The sequence below is a fragment of the Herminiimonas glaciei genome (genome assembly GCF_042664955.1).
Taxonomy (GTDB): domain Bacteria; phylum Pseudomonadota; class Gammaproteobacteria; order Burkholderiales; family Burkholderiaceae_D; genus Oxalicibacterium; species Oxalicibacterium glaciei.
In genome coordinates this window covers 2111984-2133823 of the sequence record NZ_JBHTBU010000001.1, presented here as the reverse complement: position 1 = coordinate 2133823, position 21840 = coordinate 2111984, and the positions used below count along the sequence as shown (strand labels likewise).

Below are 21840 nucleotides of genomic sequence, written 5' to 3'. Positions count from 1 at the left end.
GGTTCATGGCGAAGATGATAGTCGATTCTAAACGCTAACTGATCAGGACATCCTTAAGTTGCTCCTGCGGGTCCGCAAACAATTGCGTCGGCACCGTGAATACGCCGCGTCCGATCAGGCCTGCCTCCGCTGTCTTGTCGAGGATCGCGAGATTGACCATCGGTGCACAATCACGGCTCAGGATATTTTTCAGGTCGACCATGCCGCTGTGTTCATTCAATAATTGTGTGCGATGTACATGCAGGTCGAGCGGCAGGAATTCTTTCCAGTCGTTTGCCAGCGTTGGTACAAACGCGAGTGCTTGGGCGCCGAGGCCGCAGAAATCGATGACGGCGCTATCGCCTATCGCACCCAGTGCGATCGTGTTTTCATGTCCGCTGAAACGGGTACCTTGTGGCGGTGTGGCCGGGATAGCCTGCCACTCATTCGATTCGCGCAAACGATAACCAAACACTAGTCCGTTGCCACCGGCAGCGACGATATGCCCGCTTTGTTCGAGACGCACGGCACACACTGCCATCAACAGTGGTAATACGAAACCCGGATTGGAAAGGATCACCTGCCGGTCTTGCGGCTTGAGTCCATCCAGCTGCTTCACAAGGGCGACGTTGGCGCGTGCTGTTAATGCATGGCATTCCTCGCCGCCGGCCAGCGCGTGATGAATCGACCTGGATAGCGCAACGGGCCGGCGTGCCAGTATGGGCTGCAGCACATGCTGGCCAAATTGCGCGAGCAACTGTAATTGCGTGCGTGAAGCGGTTCCCGGTTTGCCAAAGCGCAGCGCAGGCGGTGTGCCTTCTACCATCGGCGCATAGCGCGTTGTACCTTGCCGCGTGACGACGAATAATGGCATGGATGCCGATACAACTTGCGCCAGTGGTGTGACGACACCATGGTCTTGCGCCGGCAGCAAGGTGACTTTTCCCTGCGCAAGCAATTGTGCCGCGGCCTCGTGGTTCTCCGCCCATCCTTCAAACAGGATCGCTTCCAGCGCGGCTTGCCTGATCGCCGCAGGGATTACACCTGTCAGCGGCGGCCCCGCATGCAGCATGGCGGTGGCAGGCAAAGCGGGTAAAACTGCGGAGCGCAATTGAATATCCGTCCAGAATATGTCGTCGAAACGGCTGGCAATCAATGCGATCTCTTCATCGAATTTATTGGGATTCATATTGCGTCTCCGTCAGGGTTTAATTCGTAATGCGCGCTTGCAGCTTGTGTGCCGCATGCAGCACGATTTCATCGCAGCCGCGGCCGCCGATGATGGAGAGGCCGACTGGTGCGCCATTGACTTGTATCCATGGCATGCTGAGTTGCGGCAAACCAGCCAGCCCGGCAATACACAACAAGTGTTGCGAACGCATGCGCACGTCGTCGACCGTGGCACCGTCAGCGCTGAGCAAGGGGGCGGGTGTCGGTACGGTAGGCAGCACGATGACCTTGTGCTGGCTGTCCAGGATGCGATTGAGTTCACGGATGGCGGCGATGCGGACTTCCTGCGCGGCGCGGACCTGGGTTGCGGTGACACCGGCGGCGATATTGAAACGCTGGCGGATATCGACACCCAGTTCATCCGCATGCTGCGTCACCCACAGCCCATGTTCCATCCACGCTTCGGATGCCTGCAGGACGCGGAAGGCGGCCGCCCAGGATGCCAGGTCGAGTTCACTGTCTACTGCAAGAAAATCGCTTTGTGCGCTTTTCAGCCTGCTGAATGCATTGCATACTGCGGGATCCAGCAAACCGTTGATGCCGGCATCATTGAGCGTCAGGAACGTCGCCGGCATGCTGGTGGTTTCAGCATGGGCCAGTGCACAAAAGGTTTGCTCAAGGTGCTCCAGCGTATCGGCAAACCAGCCTACCGTATCAAAGCTGTGTGCGAGTGTGAGGCAACCGTGTCCGGACAGGCGGCCATGTGTAGGGCGCATGCCCCATACACCACAGTAGCTGGCCGGCAAGCGCACCGAGCCACCGCAGTCGGTACCCAGTGCAATATCGGCGAGGCCAGCCGCGACTGCAGCGACCGAACCGGACGAAGAGCCGCCGGGCAGGCGATCCGGGCTGGCAGGATTGCGCGGTACGCCATAGTGCGCATTGATACCTGCCAGGCTGTATGTGAGTTCATCGGTCAGTGTCTTGCCGACGAATCTGGCACCGTCTGACAACAAGCGCTCAACCGCCGCCGCATGCTTGCTCGCTGCCGAGTTGCCGGAGAGCCAGACCGGATTGCCGGCACCGGTACGCGTGCCGGCGATGTCGAACACGTCCTTGACGGCGAAGCGCACGCCTTCCAGTTTATTGCCGAGCGGCAGATGCGCCTGCAAGGGCAGGCCGAAGGCTTCGGCCAGGAAGGCACCGCCGGTACCGGGTTGCAGCTCGCTGTTGTATGAACTATGTGGATTATTCATTTGGCATCCATCCAACTGACGTGCGCGGCGACGACATGCCAGCCATCCGGGAATTTGACCCAGGTCTGGGTTTGTCGTCCGATGCGGGTCACACCTTCTTTGGTGAAGGTAATGTTGGCCACCGCAAAATTGTCACCAAAGGTCGTGATGTGCCGACTGGTCACGGTGCGCGCCAGGTTGGCGGACGGTCGTTGCAGGCGGAAGGCACGTATCTCTTCATAGCCAACCAGGTTTTCCGTCGCACCGTAACGCAAGGTTGCGGCATCATCCCAGAACAACTCATCAAGCTTGACCACGTCATTGCCGACCAATGCTTTTTCGTAGGCGTCGAACACTTGTTCGACTTCTTGCAGGGTAAGTGGCTGGTTGATTTTCATCATGCGGCCTTTGCAACAGGGAGGATGGTGGCAGTGGCATCGTAGCGCTGGCCATTGCGGTAGCAGAACGCAGGATGCAGCATGCGATCGGTAATGACTTGCGTACCTTCATTGTCATGCATTACCCAACGCCCACGCAGGTCATCCAGTACGCTGACATCGGCGACACCACCCACCTTGAGGGTGCCGATCTCATCTTCCATGCGGGCCAGTTTGGCGGCATTGCTGGTCACCATGGCAACTACGTGATTGAGTGGGATGCCAAGCGCCAGCATGCTGGTCATCGCAGATACCAGGCTGAAGCGTTCATTGCCCTTGAAGATATGGACGCTTTCATCCGGGTGCCAGGATGGCGTGCCGGCTGGTGGCGGGACGATGGTGTTATAGCCATGCATATCGGCACCCAGGGTATCCGGCACGACACCGGCATCCAGCACGATGCGCGCGGTTTTGAAACTGAAGTGTGAACCATGGCCGACGTCTATCTTCAGTCCGCGCGCAATCGCTTCCTTGACCATCGGATGGATGGAACCATTCACTTCAACGAAGCCACCCGGATGGCGGCTGAAAGGATGGGCCAGGACGTCGCCCGGTTTCAACATATCGACGACCTGGTTGAAAATGCTGTCCGGATTGACCGGCGCGCCACCGTCTTCCGGCTTGGGCCACAATTGACCGAAGTGGATATAAACAGGGAGGGCCGCTTCGCGTCCGATTTGCGAGGCGATGCGCATGACATCCACGCCCCAGCGTGAAAAGCCACCGATCTCCGCATGTGCTTTCAGGCCACGCACGATATCGCTGTTCTTTTTGGCGGCGGTAACCGTTGCTTCCACGTCGAGGCAATCCGGACGATATAGCTCAGGATAGAAATGTCCTTCCAGGCCGCCGACCAGATAGGCCGACATATATGAGACGACCCGCGTCTTCGACGGTTCGATCACATACTGGCGGAAGCCGGGCAGGGTGATGCAGCTGGCACCACCCTGGTCGACCAAAGTGGTTACGCCTGAATACACGCCGCACATGTCGGCATTGAGGCCGAAGCGACCGGTGACACCCTGGTACACATGCCCATGCGTGTCGATCAGGCCGGGCAAGACCAGCTTGTCGCGACAGTCAACAATTGTTGTCTTGCTGTCCGGTGCCGCGATGTCGCGGTCTATCGCAGCAATGACATTGTCCTTGATCAATACATCGAAGACACCATCGCGATTGGCTGCTGGATCAATTACACGGCCGCCTTTGAGAATTATATGATTCATGGCAAGTCCTTCATGGTTGGGATAATATGTGGTGCACCGCATATTCTATGCCAAGTTTAAATAAATGTGGTGCACCACATTTATAAACTATTTTTATTGCCGGTTTTGTTGCAGATTCACATATACTTCTGGTTTGCGGCACATCGGATTCCATCCAGTTCCCTTATATATAAATTATCCATGAACAAGATTGAAGAAGCAGCCTTGCCCTCCCTGATGAGCGAAATGGAGTCAGTACAAGCACGCTCCCTGTTGTTTACACGGCCGGGATTCCTGATTCGTCGCTTGCATCAAATCCACAGTGCCCTGTTCATGGAAGAAACACTGGAACACAACATCACGCCGGTGCAGTACAGCCTGCTGACGGCGCTGGAAGAGTACGGCGAGCTGGACCAGAACTCGCTGGCGCACCATATCGGCCTGGAACGCACCAGTGTGGCGGAAGTATTGCCGCGACTGGAGCAGCGTGAGCTGATCGTGCGCAGCCAGTCCGAGCACGATAAGCGCGTCAAGTACGTCAAGTTATCGCGCAAGGGGCGGGCATTGGTAAAGAAGATGCGTCCTTCAGTGCAAAATGCGCACGATCGCACAATCGAAAGCCTCACACCGGAAGAGCGCAAGCTATTCATTCTGTTGATGGTACGACTGGTGGAAAGCGAAGCTACAGACAGAGTGCCTTTACTCAAAGCGCGCTAACAATTTTTCCTCACTAAAAAAATTTGCATTGCACTGCAGCGTGCATTTTCTCATTTGCTTTGAGATGATTCATCACGTTCATGCGGTATGTGTATGGCAGGCATGATGCATGCGGTTTTACGTCACGTTGAATTTGCTTGTGATCAAAGTGGTGCGCAAATCAAAATGTTGTTGCACCTTTTTGACACAAATTTTTTCCAATTTGATGCAAAGCGTGTGATTTTCATGTACAACAGCAAATATCGGTACTCATTCAAGAATATTGTTTGATGCAAGTCCAATAAATGTGCTGTACCACATAAATTGAAATTCAATAATTTTTATTGAAATCAATGACTTGACTGGCGTAGTATCTGACATGTCTGCAAGGTTGGCATGGTCATTGCTAAAGGTATTCCGTCAGTTTTATGTATGTGGGCATAGCTTGGAAAAGCACATTTAGGTTGATGTTTAGTATTCAGTATCACGACAGTTCCGTAGCACCCTGTTCTTGGTTTTTGCAGGATGGGGTTCACTGAAATTAAATCGTAGTACGGCGCAAAGGAGGTGAAAATAATTCACGCTCGTAACGCAAAAATGAATCACATATAACAACATAAATGTGGTATGCCACATAATTATTGGAGATGCAGGAACATGGAATTCATTTTCATGTTTCGGCAATGTTCAGGAGATATCGATGAATGATCTGGTGATGCCCGATTTGCTCATGCAATCCGGTACCGATCAAGGGATTGGTCGCGAGGTATTGCGCAAGGAAGACAAACGGCTGCTATTGGGCCAGGGTAAATACGTCGGCGATATGCGCATGCCGGATATGCTTGAAGTTGCATTTGTCCGTTCGCCGGTGGCACATGCCCGTCTGGGGCAGATAGAAAAGCCGCAAGGCATGGAACACCTGGTTTACACGATGGCGGACCTGACCAGCGTCCGTCCCATCGTCGCGGCATCCTCATTGCCCGGTTTCAAACTTTCAGCTCAGTACCCACTCGCACAAGACAAAGTACGCCATGTCGGTGAACTGGTCGCAGCCTGTATCGCACCGGATCGGGCACGGGCGGAAGATATCGCAGCGACTGTATTCGTTGATTACCAGGAACTGCCGGTGATGGCCGATATGTACGGCACGCTGCAAAGCGATACCCGCGTACATGACGACTGGAGCGAAAACGTCTTTGCCGAAACCAATATAGATAAGCGCGTCAGCCCGACGGATGAAGCAGTCCACAGCGTCAGCCGCAAACTACGTATGGCACGCCAATGCATGGCGCCGATGGAAGGGCGCGCGGTGTTGTGCTGGTGGGATACCCGTGTCGACCAACTGATTATGTACACAGCGGCGCAGGTACCGCACATCAATCGCACCGGCCTGGCTGAATGCCTGGGCCTGGATGAAGGACAGATACGCGTTATCTCACCGGATGTCGGTGGTGGCTTCGGTTACAAGGGTATCTTGCTGCCGGAAGAAATCTGCTGTGCCTGGCTGGCAATGCACCTGAAGCGTCCGATCCGCTGGCTGGAAGACCGGCGTGAACAATTGACTGCCAATGCCAATTGCCGTGAACACGGCTACGACATTGCGGTCGATGTGACCGGCGAAGGCCGCCTGGCCGGCATCCGTTGTGATGCAGTGGTCGATTCTGGCGCCTACTCATCGTATCCATTCAGTGCCTGCCTGGAAGCCGCGCAGATCGGTTCTATCCTGCCCGGTCCGTATGTGATGGACAGCTTTGTTTGTCGCACACGTTCGGCTGCTACCAACAAACCTCCGATCCTGCCGTACCGCGGCGTGGCGCGTACCGGTGTTTGTTTCGCGCTGGAAGTGATGCTGGATATTGCAGCGCGTGAACTCGGCATCGAGCCACATGTGCTACGCGCCAAGAGTCTGGTGCCTGCCGCTGCGATGCCATACGCAAATATCACCAACAAGCTATTTGACTCCGGCGATTACACGACTTGCATGAATAAGGCAGTTGCTGCGATCGACTGGGAAGGCTGCCGCGCAAAGCAGCGCGAACGTCACGCTGCAAATGGCGACGACCCGGCACAGAAACGCCTCGGCCTCGGCATGGCGGTGTTTTGTGAGCAGGGCGCGCACGGCACATCGGTTTACCACGGCTGGGGCATACCAATGGTGCCGGGTTACGAACAATGTACCGCGCGCTTTACTCCTGACGGCATCCTCGAATTGCGTATCGGCGTGCATTCACACGGACAGGGGCTGGAAACCTCGATGGCGCAAATCGCGCATACGGTACTCGGCATAGATATCGCAAAAGTGCGCGTGATCCACGGTGATACCGGCATGACGCCGTACTCCACCGGTACCTGGGGTTCGCGTTGTGCGGTGATGGCTGGGGGTGCGGTAGGTACCGCCTGTGAACAACTGGCAGAGCGCGTCAAGGTCATGGCGGCGGTACTGCTCGATAGCGATGCAGGCCTGATGAATTTGAAAGACAGTTCGGTCGGGGTGCAAGACAGCGTCAAACGCCTGTCATTAAGCGAGATCGCGCATACCTGGTATCGCGCCCCGCAAAAACTGCCGGTCGGCTCGGTCGATCCGGGCGGACTGGAAGTGGTGGCCGGTTACAAGATGATGCCGGACGCCGGTACCTTCAGCTATGCCTGCCATACCTGCCTGCTTGAAGTCGATACCGCCACCGGTCATGTCGCCATTCTCGATTACGTTATTTGTGAAGACGGTGGTGTGTTGCTGAATCCGCTGATCGTCGAAGGCCAGATTTATGGCGGGCTGGCGCAGGGCATAGGTACCGCCTTGTACGAAGAAATGCCTTTCGATAGCGAAGGTCAGCCGCTGGCTTCGACGATGCAGGATTACCTGTTGCCGGGTGCCGGTGAGATGCCGCCGCTCAAGATGTTGCATATGGAAACCCCGAGCCCGAACAGCAAGTACGGGCAAAAGGGCATAGGTGAAGGTGGTGCGATTGCGCCACCGGCTGCCATCATCAACGGCATCAATGATGCGCTGTATGGACTGGGCGCTGAACTGTTGCAGTGTCCGGCCAATCCGCGCCGGGTACTGGAAGCCATCGCCGCAGCGAAGGAGGTACACGCATGAAACCTTCAGCCTATAGCCTGATCAGGGCCGATGACCTCGCGCAAGCTGCCGCGCAACTTGCTGAAAGTGGCTGGGGCAGCAAACCGGTCGCTGGTTGCCAGTCACTGGGTGCGATGTTGAATTTGCGCCTGGCACAACCGGAAACCCTGCTTGATCTCGATGCCTTTGAATCACTGCGCGCAGTGACGGATGCCGGCACTGCAATCCGCTTCGGTGCGATGACCACGCATGCAGCAATAGAAGACAAGCGCGTGCCGGATCCCAGCCAGGGCCTGATGCCATTCGTCGCACGCGGCATTGCCTACCGTGCCGTACGTAATCGCGGCACCCTCGGTGGCAGCCTGTGCCACGCCGATCCGGCTGCAGACTGGATCAGCACCATGCCTTTGCTGGGAGCCACCCTGCATGTACTCGGTCCTGCCGGTCAGCGTGATATCGCCGCACGCGATTTCATGACTTCTGCGTATGAAACCCAATTGGTGGACGGTGAAATCCTGATCGCGGTCAGCGTGCCCAAGCGCACCACCAGCATGCAATGGTCGTATCGCAAGTTATGCCGCAAGACCGGTGAACTTTCGCATGCGATGACGTCCGGCATACGCGATAGCAGCGACGGTACCGAGCGGGTCGTGGTGGGAGCACTGGATGGCGCGCCCTTCGTCGTTGAAAGACCGGGCCTGATGACGGAATTGCTGCAAGGCGCAGTACGTGAACAGATCGTGCGGCAGGCTGCGCCCGAGCTGGAACTTGATCGTCGCCACACCTTGATGGAGATGTTGAGGCTGGTGGCACTGGATATGGGGAAAACACGATGAGCGCATTACCGATAGATTTTCCGACGGTGGAAACCACTGCAGTGGAACTGAATGTCAACGACCGTTATTACCAGCTGACCTTACAACCGCGTACCCACCTGGCCGATGCCCTGCGTGACCACTGCGGCCTGACTGCTACGCATATCGGTTGCGAACAGGGTGTCTGCGGTGCCTGCACCATCGAAGTAGACGGTGCGCCACAGCGTAGTTGCCTGCAGTCTGCCAAGCGTTTCGAAGGCAAGCAGATACGTACGCTGGAAGCTTTCGACGACGATCCGCTGATGGCCAAACTCCGCGCGGCCTTTTCTGCCGAACATGCGTTGCAGTGTGGTTACTGCACCCCCGGCATGTTGATGACCGCGCGCGACATCGTATTGCGTTTGCCTGATGCCGACGAGGCCAGGGTATGCGAAGAATTGGCGGGCAATCTGTGCCGCTGTACCGGTTACTTCGGCATCGTGCGCGCAATCCTGCGTGTGCTGCATGAACGCGCCCAATCAGTTTCATCTCAGGAGAATACTCATGCAGCTTGAACAATCCTTTCACATCGCAGCTCCGACCGACACTGTCTGGAAAGCTTTCCACGATATCGAATTGCTGGTCGATTGCTTGCCCGGCGCTTCCATTAACAGAGAGGCGACAGCCAGCGAAGAGGGCGCTATCCCCTTGCTGTTCAAGGTCAAGCTCGGCCCTATCGCCGCCAGTTTTGCCGGACAGGGACGCCTGAACCTGGATGAGACATCCAACAGCGGCGCGATCATTGGCACCGCAGTGGACGCGCGCAGCAATAGCCGGGTGAAAGGTGAAGCCAGCTTTACCGTCACAGCGGCAGCAGCCGGCGGCACCGATGTCCAGGTCAAGGTCGATCACAGCATTACCGGTTCGTTGGCGCAGTTCAGCCGCGAAGGGATAGTGCGGGCACTGGCCGAGCAGTTGACCAAGCAGTTCGCTGAAAACCTGCAAGCGCGTTTGCCTTTGCCTGCCACAGCCGGTGCTGTGCATGGCAGTGGCGTCGCGGATGCGGGAGCAGCACCAGCAACACCACGCCCGGCGCACAGGGATACATCTTCGATAGACCTTTGGACCTTACTCAAGGCATGGCTGGCCGGTCTGTTTTCCAGTCGTCGAAATTAAACGCACTTAGTTACCCAACAACTTACTCAATTACTCCATTAATTCGGACACAAAGGATACTTATTATGAACTGGCACATTAAAAAATCCCTGGCAGCCTGTATCGGCATGGCCATGTTTGCAGCAACTTCCGCATATGCACAGGAAACCATCAAGATCGGTGTAACCGAACCCCTGACCGGGCCGGTCGCAGCGGCCGGTACCTACGTTACCAACGGTGCGCGGATCGCCGCCGACTATGTCAATCAAAACGGCGGTGTACTGGGAAAGAAAATCCAGCTCGTGATCGAGGATAACAAGTCCAATCCACGTGAAGCCGTCAACTCGGTGGAGAAACTGATTTTGAAAGACAAGGTACCGGTCCTGATGGGTGCCTGGAGCTCGACCTTTACACTCGCCATCATGCCTAAGCTGATCGAATACGAAGTGCCGCTGGTAGTAGAAGCGGCATCGTCCAGCAAAATCACCACCGCGGGCAATCCATGGGTATTCCGCACCAGCCCGACTTCCGCGATGGAAGCACAGGCATTTTCCAAAGTGATAGACGGCTATAACCCGGCAAGCAAAAAGGCTGATTTCCTCGTTGTGAACAATGACTGGGGCCTGGGCGCGGCAGTCGAGTTCAAGAAGATGCTGGAAGCAAAAGGTATTGCCATCGGTCGTACCGAAACCATGACCCCTGATATGACCGATCTGTCGGCACAGCTGGCAGCCCTGAAGGGTAGTGGCTCGGATACGGTATTCGTTACCTCGGGTATCGAACAATTGACACTGGCGATCCGCCAGGCCGGGGAACAACGCCTGCCACAACGCATCATTACTACCGGCGGCGCCTTCCCGGAACCACTGTTGAAAACGCCCGGCCCTAAAGGTTATGTCAGCCAGCATCTCTTGTTCTTCGCACCGTGGGCACCAGAACGTGCAAAGCATCCGGCAGTGGCAAAAGCCTTCATGGATGGCTGGAAAGCACGCGGCCTGGAACTCGCAGGCCAGGTTGAGGGCTTCCGTGGCTTTGACGCAATCCTGACCATCGCCGAAGCGATCAAGCTGGCCGGTAAAGCTGAACCTGCCGCCATCCGTGATGCGCTGTGGAAGGTGCAGGTCAAGGGTACCAATGGTGATATCGCCTTCAGCAAGGTCGGTGTGGCCGGCAAGGAAAGCGGCCAGGCGAATCCGAATGTCTATGTCGTCGAACTGAAAGACGGCCAGGTCACGGTCAAGTAATGCATGGCGTGCGGAGTCGCTGTTGCGACTTCGCCCTTACTCACCTACACGTGGGCAGTGCGTGACATCTCTTTGATCACGCCGCCTGCAGGAGGAATCCTGTGGACCAATTATTACAGCATACGCTTAACGCTCTCGTGCTGGGCTCGACCTACGCCTTGCTCGGGATCGGCCTGACACTGATCTTCGGGATCATGCGGGTGGTGAATTTTGCGCACGGCGAATTATATGCACTGGGTGCGTATGTCGCTTATGGCGTGGTGGCCATGTTTGGCATGAACTTTTTCGGCTCGCTGATTGTGGCGGCCATCGTTGGTTTCCTGTTTGGCACTGCAATTGAATATTTCCTGTTGCGACGGCGTGACCTGAAGGCCATCGATGAAGTCATGCTGATCATGATAGGCGTGATGATCATCATGCAGAACGCGGAATTGTTGATGTGGGGCGGTGTCGCCAAGTCGGTACCTTCACCATTCAGCCAGGAACCTATCGTCTGGGGTGCGATTTCTGTTTCCCCGATCCGCCTGTTCGTACTGGTGACGGCGCTGGCCCTGCTGGTGATTTTCTACCTGCTGATCGAACGTTCGCGTCTCGGCCTGGCAATGCGCGCCACCTTCCAGGACAAGGATGCAGCGAAGATCGTCGGCGTCAATGTATCGCATGTCTACACGCTGACCTTTGCGCTGGGTTCCTGCCTGGCGTCGGTCGCGGGTGCCTTGCTGGCACCGGTGTTCGTGGTGACGCCGACCATGGGTGACCTGGCGAGCCTGAAGGCATTTGCCATTGTCATCCTAGGCGGACTCGGCAATCTGCCGGGCGCGGCACTGGGTGGTTTCATCCTCGCCATCGTGGAAGAGTTTGGCGCCGGCTATATCTCTACCGCGTATCGCGATGCACTGGGCTTCCTTGTCATCCTTGCGGTCATGATTTTCCGGCCACAAGGTTTGTTCACTATTCGGGAAAGAGTAGGTTGATCATGAAAAAGAAAATCACTTTTCTTGTCTCTGTATTGGCGCTGGCCTTGCTGCCATTGGTCTGGCCGGACCCTTATCTGCTGTCGGTAGTGGCCTCGGTCGGTATCTTTGTGATTGCCGCGATCAGCCTGAACCTGTTGCTGGGTTACACCGGCCAGCTCAGCCTCGGCCATGTGGCGTTCTTTGGCCTCGGTGCTTACACCACTTCCTTGTTGTCGCTCGGCTTTGACGTCACGCTGTGGGGGATGACCGAACCGCTGGTGGTAACGGCCAAGCCGGTCTGGCTGTCATTCGCTTGCGGTATCTTGTTTGCCGCCATTGCCGGCTGGTTGCTGGGCAAGCTGGCGTTCCGGGTACGCGGTGCCTACTTTGTGATCGTCACCATCAGCTTCGCGCAAGTGATGCGCATGGTGTCGCTGAACTGGGTCGACCTGACCGAAGGACCGATGGCGCTGAACAATATCCCGGCGCTGACGATGTGGGTACCGGGCGAGGGCGTCATCGACCTTGCATCCAAGGTCTCCACATACTGGCTGGTGCTGGCGGTGGCCGTGCTGTCCTACCTGCTGGTTGCGGCGATTGTGCATAGCCGGATCGGTCGCGCGATGATAGCCCTGCGTGAAAACGAAACCCTCGCGCGTTCGGTCGGCATACGCGTTACCCACTATCTCGGCATTGCCACCATCTTTGCCGCCGGTATCGCCGGTGCCGCCGGTGGGCTGTACGCGCATACGGTCAGGATTATTGATCCAGATGTCTTCATGTTCATGTTCACCATCATGATGGTCATCATGGTCATCGTCGGTGGCAAGGGCACATTGGCCGGACCGGTGGTCGGCGGCTTGCTGTTCGGCCTGTTGCCGGAAGTACTGCGCGGTGTGGTGTCGCCGGAAATCCAGTGGATGATTTACGGTGTGTTGATGATCGCAGTACTGGTCTTCATGCCTAAAGGTGTGGTGCCATCGGCCGGTAATTTGCTGCGTCGCTATTCCGCCAAGTCCATGAGTGAACAAACACCGGTCGTACGGAGGAAAATAGCATGAGCCAATCCAACACGACAGCCGCGCTCGAACTGCAGGGCGTGACCATGCGCATCGCCGGTTTGACGGCGGTGGATAACGCCAGTTTCATCGTCCCGGCCGGCAAGATCGTCAGCCTGATCGGTCCGAACGGTGCCGGCAAGACAACGACTTACAACGTCATTTCCGGTTATATGAAACCGACTTCGGGTCGCGTCAAATTATTCGGCCATGACATCACCGGTATGGCGCCGGAACAGATTTCGCAACTCGGCCTGGTGCGCAGCTTCCAGCGCACCAGTATCTTTTCAGCTTGCACGGTGGCGGAAAACATCCTGACCGCCTTGCACCTGAAAGGGCAGTGCGGTGTGCTGCAAGCCTTGTTGCGGACGCAGAAATTCCGTCGCGAAGAAGCCGACTTGCGCACGCAGGCAAATGACTTGCTGGCCTTCCTCGGTTTGAGCGCACGCGCCAATACCCTGGCATCCAATCTGTCTTACGGCGAGCAGCGCCTGTTGGGTGTAGGCCTGGCGCTGGCGGCCAAGCCCAAGGTCTTGTTGCTGGACGAACCGGCGGCCGGCCTCAATCCTTCTGAGACCGAAGCCTTCAAGGAAATGGTCAGGCGTATCGGACAGAGCGGCGTCACCGTATTGCTGGTCGAACATGACATGCATATGGTGATGTCAATCTCGGATCACATCGTGGTGCTGAACTATGGCCGCCTGATCGCCACCGGTTCACCATCGGAAATTCAGAATGACCCTGAAGTCATTCGCGCCTATCTTGGATCGGGGATCGAACATGCTGAAAATTGAAGAAATCACCGTACGTTATGGCGCTACCACCGGCATCAACAAGATCTCGCTGGAAGTCCATGAAGGTGAAATTGTCACGCTGATTGGTGCCAACGGCGCCGGCAAGTCGACCACGCTACGTGCCATCAACGGACTTGAGCCGTTGGCACATGGCAGTATCCGCATGAATGGCCATCTGGTATCCGGTGCGTCACCGGCCGAAGTCATCGACCACGGCATCTCGCATTGTCCGGAAGGACGCCGTGTTTTCCCGCAACTGACGGTGCGCGAAAACATGGAGATGGGCGCGTATCGGCGCAAGGATAAAGCCAAGGTACGCGACGATATGGAACGCATGTTCGACAAGTTCCCGCGCTTGCGTGAGCGCGTGCAGCAGGTAGCCGGCACCTTGTCCGGTGGTGAACAACAGATGTTGGCGATTGCACGTGCGCTGATGTCGCGTCCGCGCCTGGTCATGTTTGACGAACCGTCACTCGGACTGGCACCGAATATCGTCGAACAGATCTTCAGCCTGATCCGCGAAATCCGCAGTGAAGGAACCACGGTGCTGATCGTTGAACAGAATGCATATGCCGCACTGGCGATGTGTGACCGTGGTTATCTGCTGGAAAACGGCCATATCGTGACGCAGGGCAGTTCTGCAGAAATGCGTGCCAATCCGGAAATTCGTCGCGCCTATCTGGGCGGATAAGGAGTCCTGATGGAAAACCTCGACCTGATCGTACTGAGGACCTTGCGGGACTGGCGTCTGCAGGGAAAGAATGCGGTACTCGCAACGGTGACGCGAACCTGGGGCGCGTCACCGCGACCGCCGGGTTCGCTGATGGCTTTATGCGAAACGGGCAGCGTGGTCGGGTCGGTTTCCGGCGGTTGCATCGAGGATGACCTGATCCGGCGCTTCGCGACGTGGGAGACTTTTGTCACTGCGGAAGGCAAGGCACGGCGTCCGCAATGGGATTGTTATGGCTTGTCGGCAGATGAGGCGCATCGCTTCGGCTTGCCCTGCGGCGGGACGCTGGAATTGCTATTGGAATTCAATCCGGACGCAGCACTATTGACGCAATTGGTCAGGCAACTGGAGGGTGGGGCGCTGGTGCAACGCCAGGTCGATCTCAGCAGCGGCCAAGTCGTATTGACACCGGCTGAACGTCCTTCTGCCTTGAGCGTTACCAAACACGACATGAAAGCAGTGTTCGGGCCTGGTTATCGGATGTTGCTGATAGGTGCCGGGCAGTTGACTGAATACCTGGCGACGATGGCGGTGTTCAGTGGTTTTGCGGTCACGGTTTGCGATCCGCGTGAAGAATACCGCCGTGCGTGGAGCGTGCCGAATGTGCAGTTCATCGAAGGCATGCCGGATGATGCGGTGCTGGCGATGAAACTGGATCAACGCAGCTGCGTGGTCGCATTGACGCATGATCCGAAGCTGGATGACCTGGCATTGATAGAAGCGCTGGCAAGTCCTGCTTTCTATGTTGGTGCAATCGGCAGTCGTCGCAACAATACCGCACGACGGAGCCGGCTGGCCGAGCATTTCGCACTCAGCGATGCCAGCCTGGCCAAACTGCACGGCCCGGTAGGTATCTATATAGGCAGCAAGACCCCATCTGAAATCGCCATCAGCATCATGGCCGAAGTGGTCGCAGCCAAGAATGGTGTGCAGCGCGCGGACCTGGATGTGGCGAGCAACAAGCAAAAAGATGACTTTCGCATGAAGACTGACACCCTCATGCATTTTTCCTAGTTTTTCTCCGTTTTTGCAGGTGCAAAGGATACTTTGTACCTGCATTTTTTTACCTGCGGACATGGGTACCTGCGCGTTTCCCGCATATCCACTAAGACTATTCTCAATAACGGCCATTTGTTGCATTGCAAACAAGGCGTGCAGCCTGGTTTGACAACGAATCGTGCGCCTGCAGACAAGAATAAAAAATTCCCCGCTCCTATGATCTGAGCAAGACCACGATCCAGTGGTTACTTAGAAAAATTAGGAGATATATGTCAGATCATACTTGTGGTGCTGGCTGCCAGCACTTTTCACACCTGAACGATGCCGATCTGCAAGGCGAATTCAAGGAAGCCCGTCAAAGCCTGCGTAGCAGCATAGGCGGAAACACAACTACCGGCACAGCAGGTTTGGCTGGCGTGACGCACCGTCCCTTGCCGTCCAAAAAAGCCGGCGAACAAGTCAGCCATTACTACGTTCCGGCCAACAACAAGACCATCCACTGGGGCTATTTCAGCAAGACCATGGAGCCGCTGCTGAAACTGGAATCCGGCGACTACGCGACGATAGAAACCGTGACCCATCATGCGAACGACGATATCGAACGCATGGTCAAGGGTGATGCCGGTGCGGAAAGCATTTTCCAGTGGGATGCGAAGAGCAAGGCGGTGAATCGCCGTGGTGCAGGTGCGATGGATGATCCATTGGGTGCCGGCGGCGGCCTTGGTGTACACGTGTGTACCGGTCCTATTTACGTCAACGGCGCGGAGCCGGGCGATGTGCTGGAAGTACGCATCATCGACACCATGCAACGTCCATCCGCTAATCCTGATTACCGTGGCAAGACCTTTGGTTCCAACGTCGCCAGTAACTGGGGCTACCACTACAATAACCTGATCACCGAGCCTAAGGGCCGTGAAGTCATCACTATTTATGAAGTGGATGCCAAGGGGGACCAGACCTGGGCCAAGGCGGTCTATAACTATCGCTGGACACCGCAAACCGATCCTTTTGGCACCGTGCATCCGATCATCGATTATCCGGGTGTACCTGTCGACAGAAATACGATCAAGCCAAATTACGACGTGCTGAAGGGCTATGAAATCCCTGTGCGTCCACACTTTGGCACGATAGGTGTCGCACCGTCTGAAGCCGATATGGTGTCGTCGATTGTGCCGAACTACACCGGCGGCAACTTCGATAACTGGCGTATGGGCAAAGGTGCTACCGCATTCTTCCCGGTCGCTGTGGCCGGCGGCATGTTCTCGGTCGGCGATCCGCATGCTTCGCAAGGCGATGCAGAACTCTGCGGTACCGCTATCGAATGCTCGCTGACCGGTTTGTTCCAGTTCATCGTGCACAAGAAAGCCGACCTGGCGGGTACCAAGCTGCAGGGTCTCGATTATCCATTGCTGGAAACCGCAAGCGAACTGATCGTGCATGGCTTCAGCAGCCCGAACTACCTGAAGGAATTCGGTGCCGACAATGCGTCGGAGATCTTCAAGAAGTCCTCGCTCGATAGCGCAATGACCGACGCCTTCAACAAGACCCGTCGCTTCTTCATGGATACCCGCAACCTGACTGAAGACGAAGCGATTTCGCTGATCTCGGTATCGGTCGACTTCGGTATTACGCAAGTCGTCGATGGCAACTGGGGCGTGCACGCCATCATCAAGAAGGCCATCTTTCCAAAGTAATGCAGTGCGCTGACGGGCTACACCCGTCAGCATCAAATTTAAAAAATGTAAGCGGCAAATATTTGCCGTCCATCCTGGAGGAGAAAAAGCAATGAAACCTGAACACGTTTATGTAGGCCGAAATGAAATCGTGGCCCTGGTCGTCGGCCTGATCACCGGCACCCTGTATTCCTGGCTGAGCCTGCCTATCCCTGCGCCACCGGTCCTCGGCGGGATTTTCGCGATCATCTTTACCTACATCGGTTACCTGATCGTACAAAAAATACGCAAAGCGGTTGTCTTCGGTCGTCCAAAGAACGATTAAACACACAGCCAAGCAAAAAACAGCAATCGTTATTTAAAGAAAACAGGAGACTCTCATGGTTGAAATTGGCTTTGGTCAGACCGAAATTCTGGCATCTTGCGTCGGTCTGGTGACCGGATTGATTTACACATCCGTACGCGCACCGATCCCGGCACCTAACGTCCTCGGCGGCATCTTTGCCATCCTTGGTACTTTCATTGGTTATGTTTTTGTTGCCGCCTTGCGTGGTCAGCTGGTTTTTGTGTAATTAGCTACCGTCAAAAGCATTCCGCGTGCAAAAGCCCGCATCCTGAACCAGGATGCGGGCTTTTCTTTTCCGCGCCCTATATTCATGGGGTGCCCGGGCTATTCAGTCCAGCATTCTGCACCAAAGGGCAATGGCGCAAGGCCATACAGGCAATAGCACAGCCCCTTTCATTTTGCTATTTTGAGTTTCGTTTCTGTCAGGGCATCGCGGCATAGTGGCTGGTCTTGTGGTGTTGACGATGGCATTTCACAAGTTGAATTCCTGACCCTCACATTCTGATCTGTTTGCGCCTACAAACGAAAGGAAACATCGCATGAAAACCGGAACTACATTGCTCGGCCTGACGCTATTGGGCGCATTCACTTTTTCACCTGCATACGCAGATGATTACAAATTTAAAGGTGGCTACCCGACACCGGAGACTGTGCGTAAAGCATACGACAGCCTCGACATGAATCGCGCCATCCAGGCCTATCGCATTTTTTATCCGACGGTTTCGGGTTATGCAATGCTCAAGGGTAATGAGAAGATCGGCATCTTCCCCAACAAGGTTTCCGGCACGCTCGACACCCAGCCCAAGCATATTGGTTACACACTGAATTCCGACACGCCTTATGCACCGCTCTTTCTCGATCTGACTAACGGGCCGATGGTGGTGGAATTGCCGGCCGGCCCGCTCATCTGCATCGCGATGGATATCAACCAGCGCTGGGTTGCCGATCTTGGCGTGCCCGGCCCGGCTGCCGGCAAGGGCGATAAAGTGGTATTCCTGCCTCCTGGCTATAAGGGAGAGGAACCCAAGGGTTACCGCGTCGCCCGCTCCACGACTTATCAAATGCTCGTAGGTGTACGTTCACTACCGGTAGCTGGTGATGTTCCCGGTGCTATTGAGCGTATCAAGACGATCAAGGTACGACCGCTCAACCCGGACGCGAATTGGACGGAATGGAGCGCCTCAGCTTGGAAAGACCTGACACCCAAGCCGCAAGATTCGACCCCGCTGGCCTGGGAAAATAATTTCAAATATTGGGAAGCACTGAATGAAGTGATACAGAAAGAGGCACCCTTCGACGGTTATCGCGATGCTTATGGTGAACTCGCCGCACTCGGTATCGAAAAGGGCAAACCGTTTCAACCTGATGAACGTATCAAACGCATCCTGACCGAAGCTGCAAAAATCGCTAATGCCCAGATGCGCGTAGAGTCCTTTGCCGACCGTCGGGCAGATCGCATCGTATGGCCGGACCGCAAATGGGAATGGGCTGCGCTGCGTTTCGAGGATGGTGATTTCAATGCGGCGAACTTTGTCGATACCTATGCACGCGACAAATGGTTCTTCCAGGCGATCGGTTCTTCACCGGCCATGTTCCGCCGTGATCCGCAGGCGGGATCGCTGTATTGGCTGGCGCAGCGCGACCGTTCCGGAGCATTTCTTGATGGCGGCAAGACCTATAAGCTGGTCGTCCCGCAACCGGTGCCGGGCCATTTATTCTGGTCGGTCACTGTCTACGATGCGGAAACCCGCAGCCAGGTAGTGGCGGACCAGGGCAAGGCTGCACTGCGCTCCCTGTTCGAATTGAAAGACGCACCGAAGACCGGGGTAACAGAGTTGTATTTCGGCCCCAAGGCACCGAAGGGTAAAGAAAATCACTGGATACAGACCAGGCCGGGCAAGGGCTGGTTCGCTTATTTCCGGATTTATGGCCCGGAAGCAGCCGCCTTCAATGGTGCGTGGAAGCCTGCCGACTTTGAAATCGTGAAATAGAACGCTGTGCCTTGATGCCGGGAAGCTTGTATGCAGCCTTCCTGGCGGCGGATTTTTCGTCTGAAAAATAAAGGAGAAGTATCGTGAAAAAGATCGTCGCCTTCCTGGCCACGCTGTGCGCCATTTGCTCGTCTTCCGCGTTTGCTGCAGACTCAACGTCCAGGGAAAAGGCCGCCACTTCTGCCGGCCAGGTGGTCGAGCGAACCATCTATCGTCGTGCGGTCGAGGCGGTCATCTGGGGCATGCCGGCAGTCAACTATGAGCGCATGCTGCAGGCGGCGGCTGATAACGGTGCCAAGCCGAATCAAGTCGTCTATTGGTCGCGGCCGGTGAATTGGAAAAACCAGACGCTGACGCCAAATCCGGACACGATTTACCTCAATCCTTTTTATGACACGAAGAACGGCCCGGTCGTGGTGGAAATTCCACAGGCTGATGCGGACCATGTGATCGTGGGTAGTTTCGACGTCGCATGGCAAAACGCACTGGCCGACGTCGGTCCGGCCGGCATGGATAAGGGCAAGGGTGCCAAGTACCTGGTCACCCCGCCGGGATATAAGGAAAAAGCCCCGGATGGTTACATCGTATTGCCATCCGAAACATACCGTGGCTTTGTGATCCTGCGCTCCAACTTCAAGAGCCGCAGCGATGCGGATATCAAGTCTGCCGTTGATCACGGCAAGCGGGTAAAAGTTTATCCACTGGGCGGCGATCCGAATTCGACAGTATTCGTGGATGCCTATGACAAATCATTCGACTCCACAATTCCTTATGATGCGACTTTCTTCGAATTGCTTAATCGCTTTGTGCAACTGGAGCCCTGGCTCACGCGCGATAAAGTCATGATCGATGCATTGAAGACGCTGGGCATAGAGAAAGGCAAGCCCTTCAAACCGGATGCCAAGACTAAAGCGATTTTAAGCAAGGCTGCGCAGGAGGCGCACGCAGTCATCGGCATGAAATACGAAGGTAACTTCGTACCAGCATTCTTCGATGGAACACACTGGTCGGTGCCTGTCCCACCTGAAACACGGGATGGCCTGAGCAGCAACTTTGCAGATCCCAACGAATATGGCCTTGATGGCCGTGCGGTGATGTACCACATGGCTTATTTCAGCGCGAAGGTACTCGGTGCCGGCCAGTTCTACCTCATCAACATCGTCGATCGTACGGGCAAGCCGCTGGACGGAAAAAGTACCTATCGCCTGACGGTACCACCGAATGCACCGATTGAGCAGTACTGGTCGGTGACGGTTTATGATCGCGCGACACATGCGCTCATCAAACGGATGTCTCGCCCGAGCCTGGCTTCGAACGATACCTCAGTACAGAAAAACGCGGATGGCTCGACGGATATCTACTTTGGCCCGGTTGCACCGGCCGGCAAGAAATCCAATTGGGTACCGACCGATCCCAAGGGGCAGTTCGAATTGCTGTTCCGACTCTATGGGCCGAAGAAAGAATTTGCCGAAAAGATTTGGAAATTGCCCGACGTCGAACGGATCAAACCATAAACTGATTGATCACTGCTTACTCGTCCGAATAAGCGGTCCAGTTTGTGCATCAGCACTATCCACACTGGAATTGATAAGCTAAGCGATTGAGAGGGGATGCCAGTGGCATCCCCTCTCACTGCGTCTGCTCTTGGCCGAAAGCAGACTTCGATTAGAATTGGCAAATGACTGAAAATAATCTTGATAACAGGCCTGTCTATCATGCCGCTTGCCACTGTGGCACCGTCCGCTTTACCGTGCTACTGACTGATGGCTTGCGCACTGTGCGCAGATGCAATTGTTCATATTGCCGCATGCGTGGTGCGGTGGCTGTGTCTGCCAACCTGGACGACATCAAGGTACTACAGGGTGAAGAGGTGCTGACGCTTTATCAGTTTAATACTGGCGAGGCCAAGCACTACTTTTGTTCATGCTGTGGCATTTACACTTTTCATCAACGTCGTTCTTCTCCGCATCAGTACGGTGTCAATGTTGCCTGCATTGAAGGAATGAGCCCCTTTGATTTTGCGGAAGTTCCTGTGAATGAAGGCAGGTCACACCCAAAGGATAGCGTTGGCGGTACTTCAGGAATTGCAGGCTGGCTACGTTATCAGGCCAATCCGGAAATACCTGAAAACTGATGCTTGAATTAAAGGAGACCCGCTCCGGCTTGTAAGCAGTCCTTAGCTCGCTGCTTGCCTATGCAAGCTTATCCTTGTGTCCATGTCCGGATGGTATGGCCTCCGAATTGCTGTCGAAAATTCGACCTCGTAATCTTTTGCGCATTCGCATATCCTTGTTCAATG

The 21840-nt window shown here is 55.6% G+C and carries 21 protein-coding genes; 17 read left to right on the top strand and 4 right to left on the bottom strand.

Annotated elements, in window-relative coordinates:
* Positions 1-34: 34 nt before the first annotated feature.
* From ACFQPC_RS09595 to ACFQPC_RS09580, 4 genes are read right to left on the bottom strand one after another with little or no spacing between them, the layout of a single operon-like run.
* Positions 35-1168: an oxamate carbamoyltransferase subunit AllG family protein gene (locus ACFQPC_RS09595; RefSeq protein WP_382271637.1), complete on the bottom strand. Its 1134-nt coding sequence runs from the start codon at positions 1166-1168 to the stop codon at positions 35-37.
* Between the two features lie 19 nt (positions 1169-1187).
* Complete coding sequence (locus tag ACFQPC_RS09590) at positions 1188-2405, bottom strand: amidase (protein WP_382271636.1); 1218 nt, start codon at positions 2403-2405, stop codon at positions 1188-1190.
* A complete protein-coding gene (gene hpxZ, locus ACFQPC_RS09585; protein WP_382271635.1) occupies positions 2402-2785 on the bottom strand; it encodes an oxalurate catabolism protein HpxZ in 384 nt (127 codons plus the stop codon). The genes ACFQPC_RS09590 and hpxZ overlap by 4 nt, the downstream gene beginning before the upstream one ends.
* Complete coding sequence (locus ACFQPC_RS09580; protein ID WP_382271634.1) at positions 2782-4047, bottom strand: amidohydrolase/deacetylase family metallohydrolase; 1266 nt, start codon at positions 4045-4047, stop codon at positions 2782-2784. The genes hpxZ and ACFQPC_RS09580 overlap by 4 nt, the downstream gene beginning before the upstream one ends.
* Before the next feature lie 180 nt (positions 4048-4227).
* Here ACFQPC_RS09580 and ACFQPC_RS09575 point away from each other — a divergent pair, with 180 nt between their 5' ends.
* From ACFQPC_RS09575 to ACFQPC_RS09495, 17 genes are all read left to right on the top strand, one after another.
* On the top strand, positions 4228-4743 hold the full coding sequence (locus ACFQPC_RS09575; protein ID WP_382271633.1) for a MarR family winged helix-turn-helix transcriptional regulator: 516 nt from the start codon (positions 4228-4230) through the stop codon (positions 4741-4743).
* A 679-nt stretch (positions 4744-5422) separates the two neighbouring features.
* Positions 5423-7822, top strand: a complete 2400-nt coding sequence (locus ACFQPC_RS09570; protein ID WP_382271632.1) for a xanthine dehydrogenase family protein molybdopterin-binding subunit — start codon at positions 5423-5425, stop codon at positions 7820-7822.
* Complete coding sequence (locus ACFQPC_RS09565; RefSeq protein WP_382271631.1) at positions 7819-8637, top strand: FAD binding domain-containing protein; 819 nt, start codon at positions 7819-7821, stop codon at positions 8635-8637. The genes ACFQPC_RS09570 and ACFQPC_RS09565 overlap by 4 nt, the downstream gene beginning before the upstream one ends.
* Positions 8634-9170, top strand: coding sequence for a (2Fe-2S)-binding protein (locus ACFQPC_RS09560; protein ID WP_382271630.1), 537 nt, complete (start codon positions 8634-8636; stop codon positions 9168-9170). The genes ACFQPC_RS09565 and ACFQPC_RS09560 overlap by 4 nt, the downstream gene beginning before the upstream one ends.
* Positions 9160-9771, top strand: a complete 612-nt coding sequence (locus tag ACFQPC_RS09555) for an SRPBCC family protein (RefSeq protein ID WP_382271629.1) — start codon at positions 9160-9162, stop codon at positions 9769-9771. The genes ACFQPC_RS09560 and ACFQPC_RS09555 overlap by 11 nt, the downstream gene beginning before the upstream one ends.
* A gap of 65 nt (positions 9772-9836) precedes the next feature.
* Positions 9837-10994 carry an ABC transporter substrate-binding protein gene (locus ACFQPC_RS09550; RefSeq protein ID WP_382271628.1) on the top strand — a complete coding sequence of 386 codons (1158 nt, stop codon included), beginning with the start codon at positions 9837-9839 and terminating at the stop codon, positions 10992-10994.
* A 101-nt stretch (positions 10995-11095) separates the two neighbouring features.
* Positions 11096-11968 (top strand): branched-chain amino acid ABC transporter permease, encoded by an 873-nt coding sequence (locus ACFQPC_RS09545; protein WP_012078643.1) that lies wholly within the window; start codon positions 11096-11098, stop codon positions 11966-11968.
* A gap of 2 nt (positions 11969-11970) precedes the next feature.
* Complete coding sequence (locus tag ACFQPC_RS09540; protein WP_382271627.1) at positions 11971-13011, top strand: branched-chain amino acid ABC transporter permease; 1041 nt, start codon at positions 11971-11973, stop codon at positions 13009-13011.
* Positions 13008-13802, top strand: coding sequence for an ABC transporter ATP-binding protein (locus ACFQPC_RS09535; protein WP_382271626.1), 795 nt, complete (start codon positions 13008-13010; stop codon positions 13800-13802). The genes ACFQPC_RS09540 and ACFQPC_RS09535 overlap by 4 nt, the downstream gene beginning before the upstream one ends.
* Complete coding sequence (locus tag ACFQPC_RS09530) at positions 13789-14493, top strand: ABC transporter ATP-binding protein (RefSeq protein WP_041296370.1); 705 nt, start codon at positions 13789-13791, stop codon at positions 14491-14493. The genes ACFQPC_RS09535 and ACFQPC_RS09530 overlap by 14 nt, the downstream gene beginning before the upstream one ends.
* 9 nt (positions 14494-14502) lie before the next feature.
* A complete protein-coding gene (locus ACFQPC_RS09525; protein ID WP_382271625.1) occupies positions 14503-15546 on the top strand; it encodes an XdhC family protein in 1044 nt (347 codons plus the stop codon).
* Between the two features lie 254 nt (positions 15547-15800).
* The gene (locus ACFQPC_RS09520) at positions 15801-17225 is read left to right on the top strand and encodes an acetamidase/formamidase family protein (protein ID WP_382271624.1); all 1425 of its coding nucleotides are present in this window, start codon (positions 15801-15803) and stop codon (positions 17223-17225) included.
* 91 nt (positions 17226-17316) lie between these two features.
* Complete coding sequence (locus tag ACFQPC_RS09515; RefSeq protein WP_012078649.1) at positions 17317-17529, top strand: XapX domain-containing protein; 213 nt, start codon at positions 17317-17319, stop codon at positions 17527-17529.
* Positions 17530-17584: 55 nt separating this feature from the next.
* A complete protein-coding gene (locus tag ACFQPC_RS09510) occupies positions 17585-17776 on the top strand; it encodes a DUF1427 family protein (protein ID WP_012078650.1) in 192 nt (63 codons plus the stop codon).
* A 313-nt stretch (positions 17777-18089) separates the two neighbouring features.
* Positions 18090-19541 (top strand): DUF1254 domain-containing protein, encoded by a 1452-nt coding sequence (locus ACFQPC_RS09505; protein ID WP_382271623.1) that lies wholly within the window; start codon positions 18090-18092, stop codon positions 19539-19541.
* Between the two features lie 83 nt (positions 19542-19624).
* Positions 19625-21055, top strand: coding sequence for a DUF1254 domain-containing protein (locus ACFQPC_RS09500; RefSeq protein ID WP_382271622.1), 1431 nt, complete (start codon positions 19625-19627; stop codon positions 21053-21055).
* A gap of 164 nt (positions 21056-21219) precedes the next feature.
* On the top strand, positions 21220-21675 hold the full coding sequence (locus ACFQPC_RS09495; protein ID WP_382271621.1) for a GFA family protein: 456 nt from the start codon (positions 21220-21222) through the stop codon (positions 21673-21675).
* The last annotated feature ends 165 nt before the right edge of the window (positions 21676-21840 follow it).

Bases quoted from the DNA above. Each gene is read 5' to 3' on its own strand.
- ACFQPC_RS09515 (WP_012078649.1), top strand. From the start codon at position 17,317: ATGAAACCTGAACACGTTTATGTAGGCCGAAATGAAATCGTGGCCCTG.
- ACFQPC_RS09535 (WP_382271626.1), top strand. From the start codon at position 13,008: ATGAGCCAATCCAACACGACAGCCGCGCTCGAACTGCAGGGCGTGACC.
- hpxZ (WP_382271635.1), bottom strand. From the start codon at position 2,785: ATGATGAAAATCAACCAGCCACTTACCCTGCAAGAAGTCGAACAAGTG.
- ACFQPC_RS09520 (WP_382271624.1), top strand. From the start codon at position 15,801: ATGTCAGATCATACTTGTGGTGCTGGCTGCCAGCACTTTTCACACCTG.
- ACFQPC_RS09540 (WP_382271627.1), top strand. From the start codon at position 11,971: ATGAAAAAGAAAATCACTTTTCTTGTCTCTGTATTGGCGCTGGCCTTG.
- ACFQPC_RS09590 (WP_382271636.1), bottom strand. From the start codon at position 2,405: ATGAATAATCCACATAGTTCATACAACAGCGAGCTGCAACCCGGTACC.
- ACFQPC_RS09555 (WP_382271629.1), top strand. From the start codon at position 9,160: ATGCAGCTTGAACAATCCTTTCACATCGCAGCTCCGACCGACACTGTC.
- ACFQPC_RS09560 (WP_382271630.1), top strand. From the start codon at position 8,634: ATGAGCGCATTACCGATAGATTTTCCGACGGTGGAAACCACTGCAGTG.
- ACFQPC_RS09595 (WP_382271637.1), bottom strand. From the start codon at position 1,168: ATGAATCCCAATAAATTCGATGAAGAGATCGCATTGATTGCCAGCCGT.
- ACFQPC_RS09525 (WP_382271625.1), top strand. From the start codon at position 14,503: ATGGAAAACCTCGACCTGATCGTACTGAGGACCTTGCGGGACTGGCGT.
- ACFQPC_RS09575 (WP_382271633.1), top strand. From the start codon at position 4,228: ATGAACAAGATTGAAGAAGCAGCCTTGCCCTCCCTGATGAGCGAAATG.
- ACFQPC_RS09570 (WP_382271632.1), top strand. From the start codon at position 5,423: ATGAATGATCTGGTGATGCCCGATTTGCTCATGCAATCCGGTACCGAT.
- ACFQPC_RS09505 (WP_382271623.1), top strand. From the start codon at position 18,090: ATGAAAACCGGAACTACATTGCTCGGCCTGACGCTATTGGGCGCATTC.
- ACFQPC_RS09510 (WP_012078650.1), top strand. From the start codon at position 17,585: ATGGTTGAAATTGGCTTTGGTCAGACCGAAATTCTGGCATCTTGCGTC.
- ACFQPC_RS09550 (WP_382271628.1), top strand. From the start codon at position 9,837: ATGAACTGGCACATTAAAAAATCCCTGGCAGCCTGTATCGGCATGGCC.
- ACFQPC_RS09565 (WP_382271631.1), top strand. From the start codon at position 7,819: ATGAAACCTTCAGCCTATAGCCTGATCAGGGCCGATGACCTCGCGCAA.
- ACFQPC_RS09580 (WP_382271634.1), bottom strand. From the start codon at position 4,047: ATGAATCATATAATTCTCAAAGGCGGCCGTGTAATTGATCCAGCAGCC.
- ACFQPC_RS09495 (WP_382271621.1), top strand. From the start codon at position 21,220: ATGACTGAAAATAATCTTGATAACAGGCCTGTCTATCATGCCGCTTGC.
- ACFQPC_RS09530 (WP_041296370.1), top strand. From the start codon at position 13,789: ATGCTGAAAATTGAAGAAATCACCGTACGTTATGGCGCTACCACCGGC.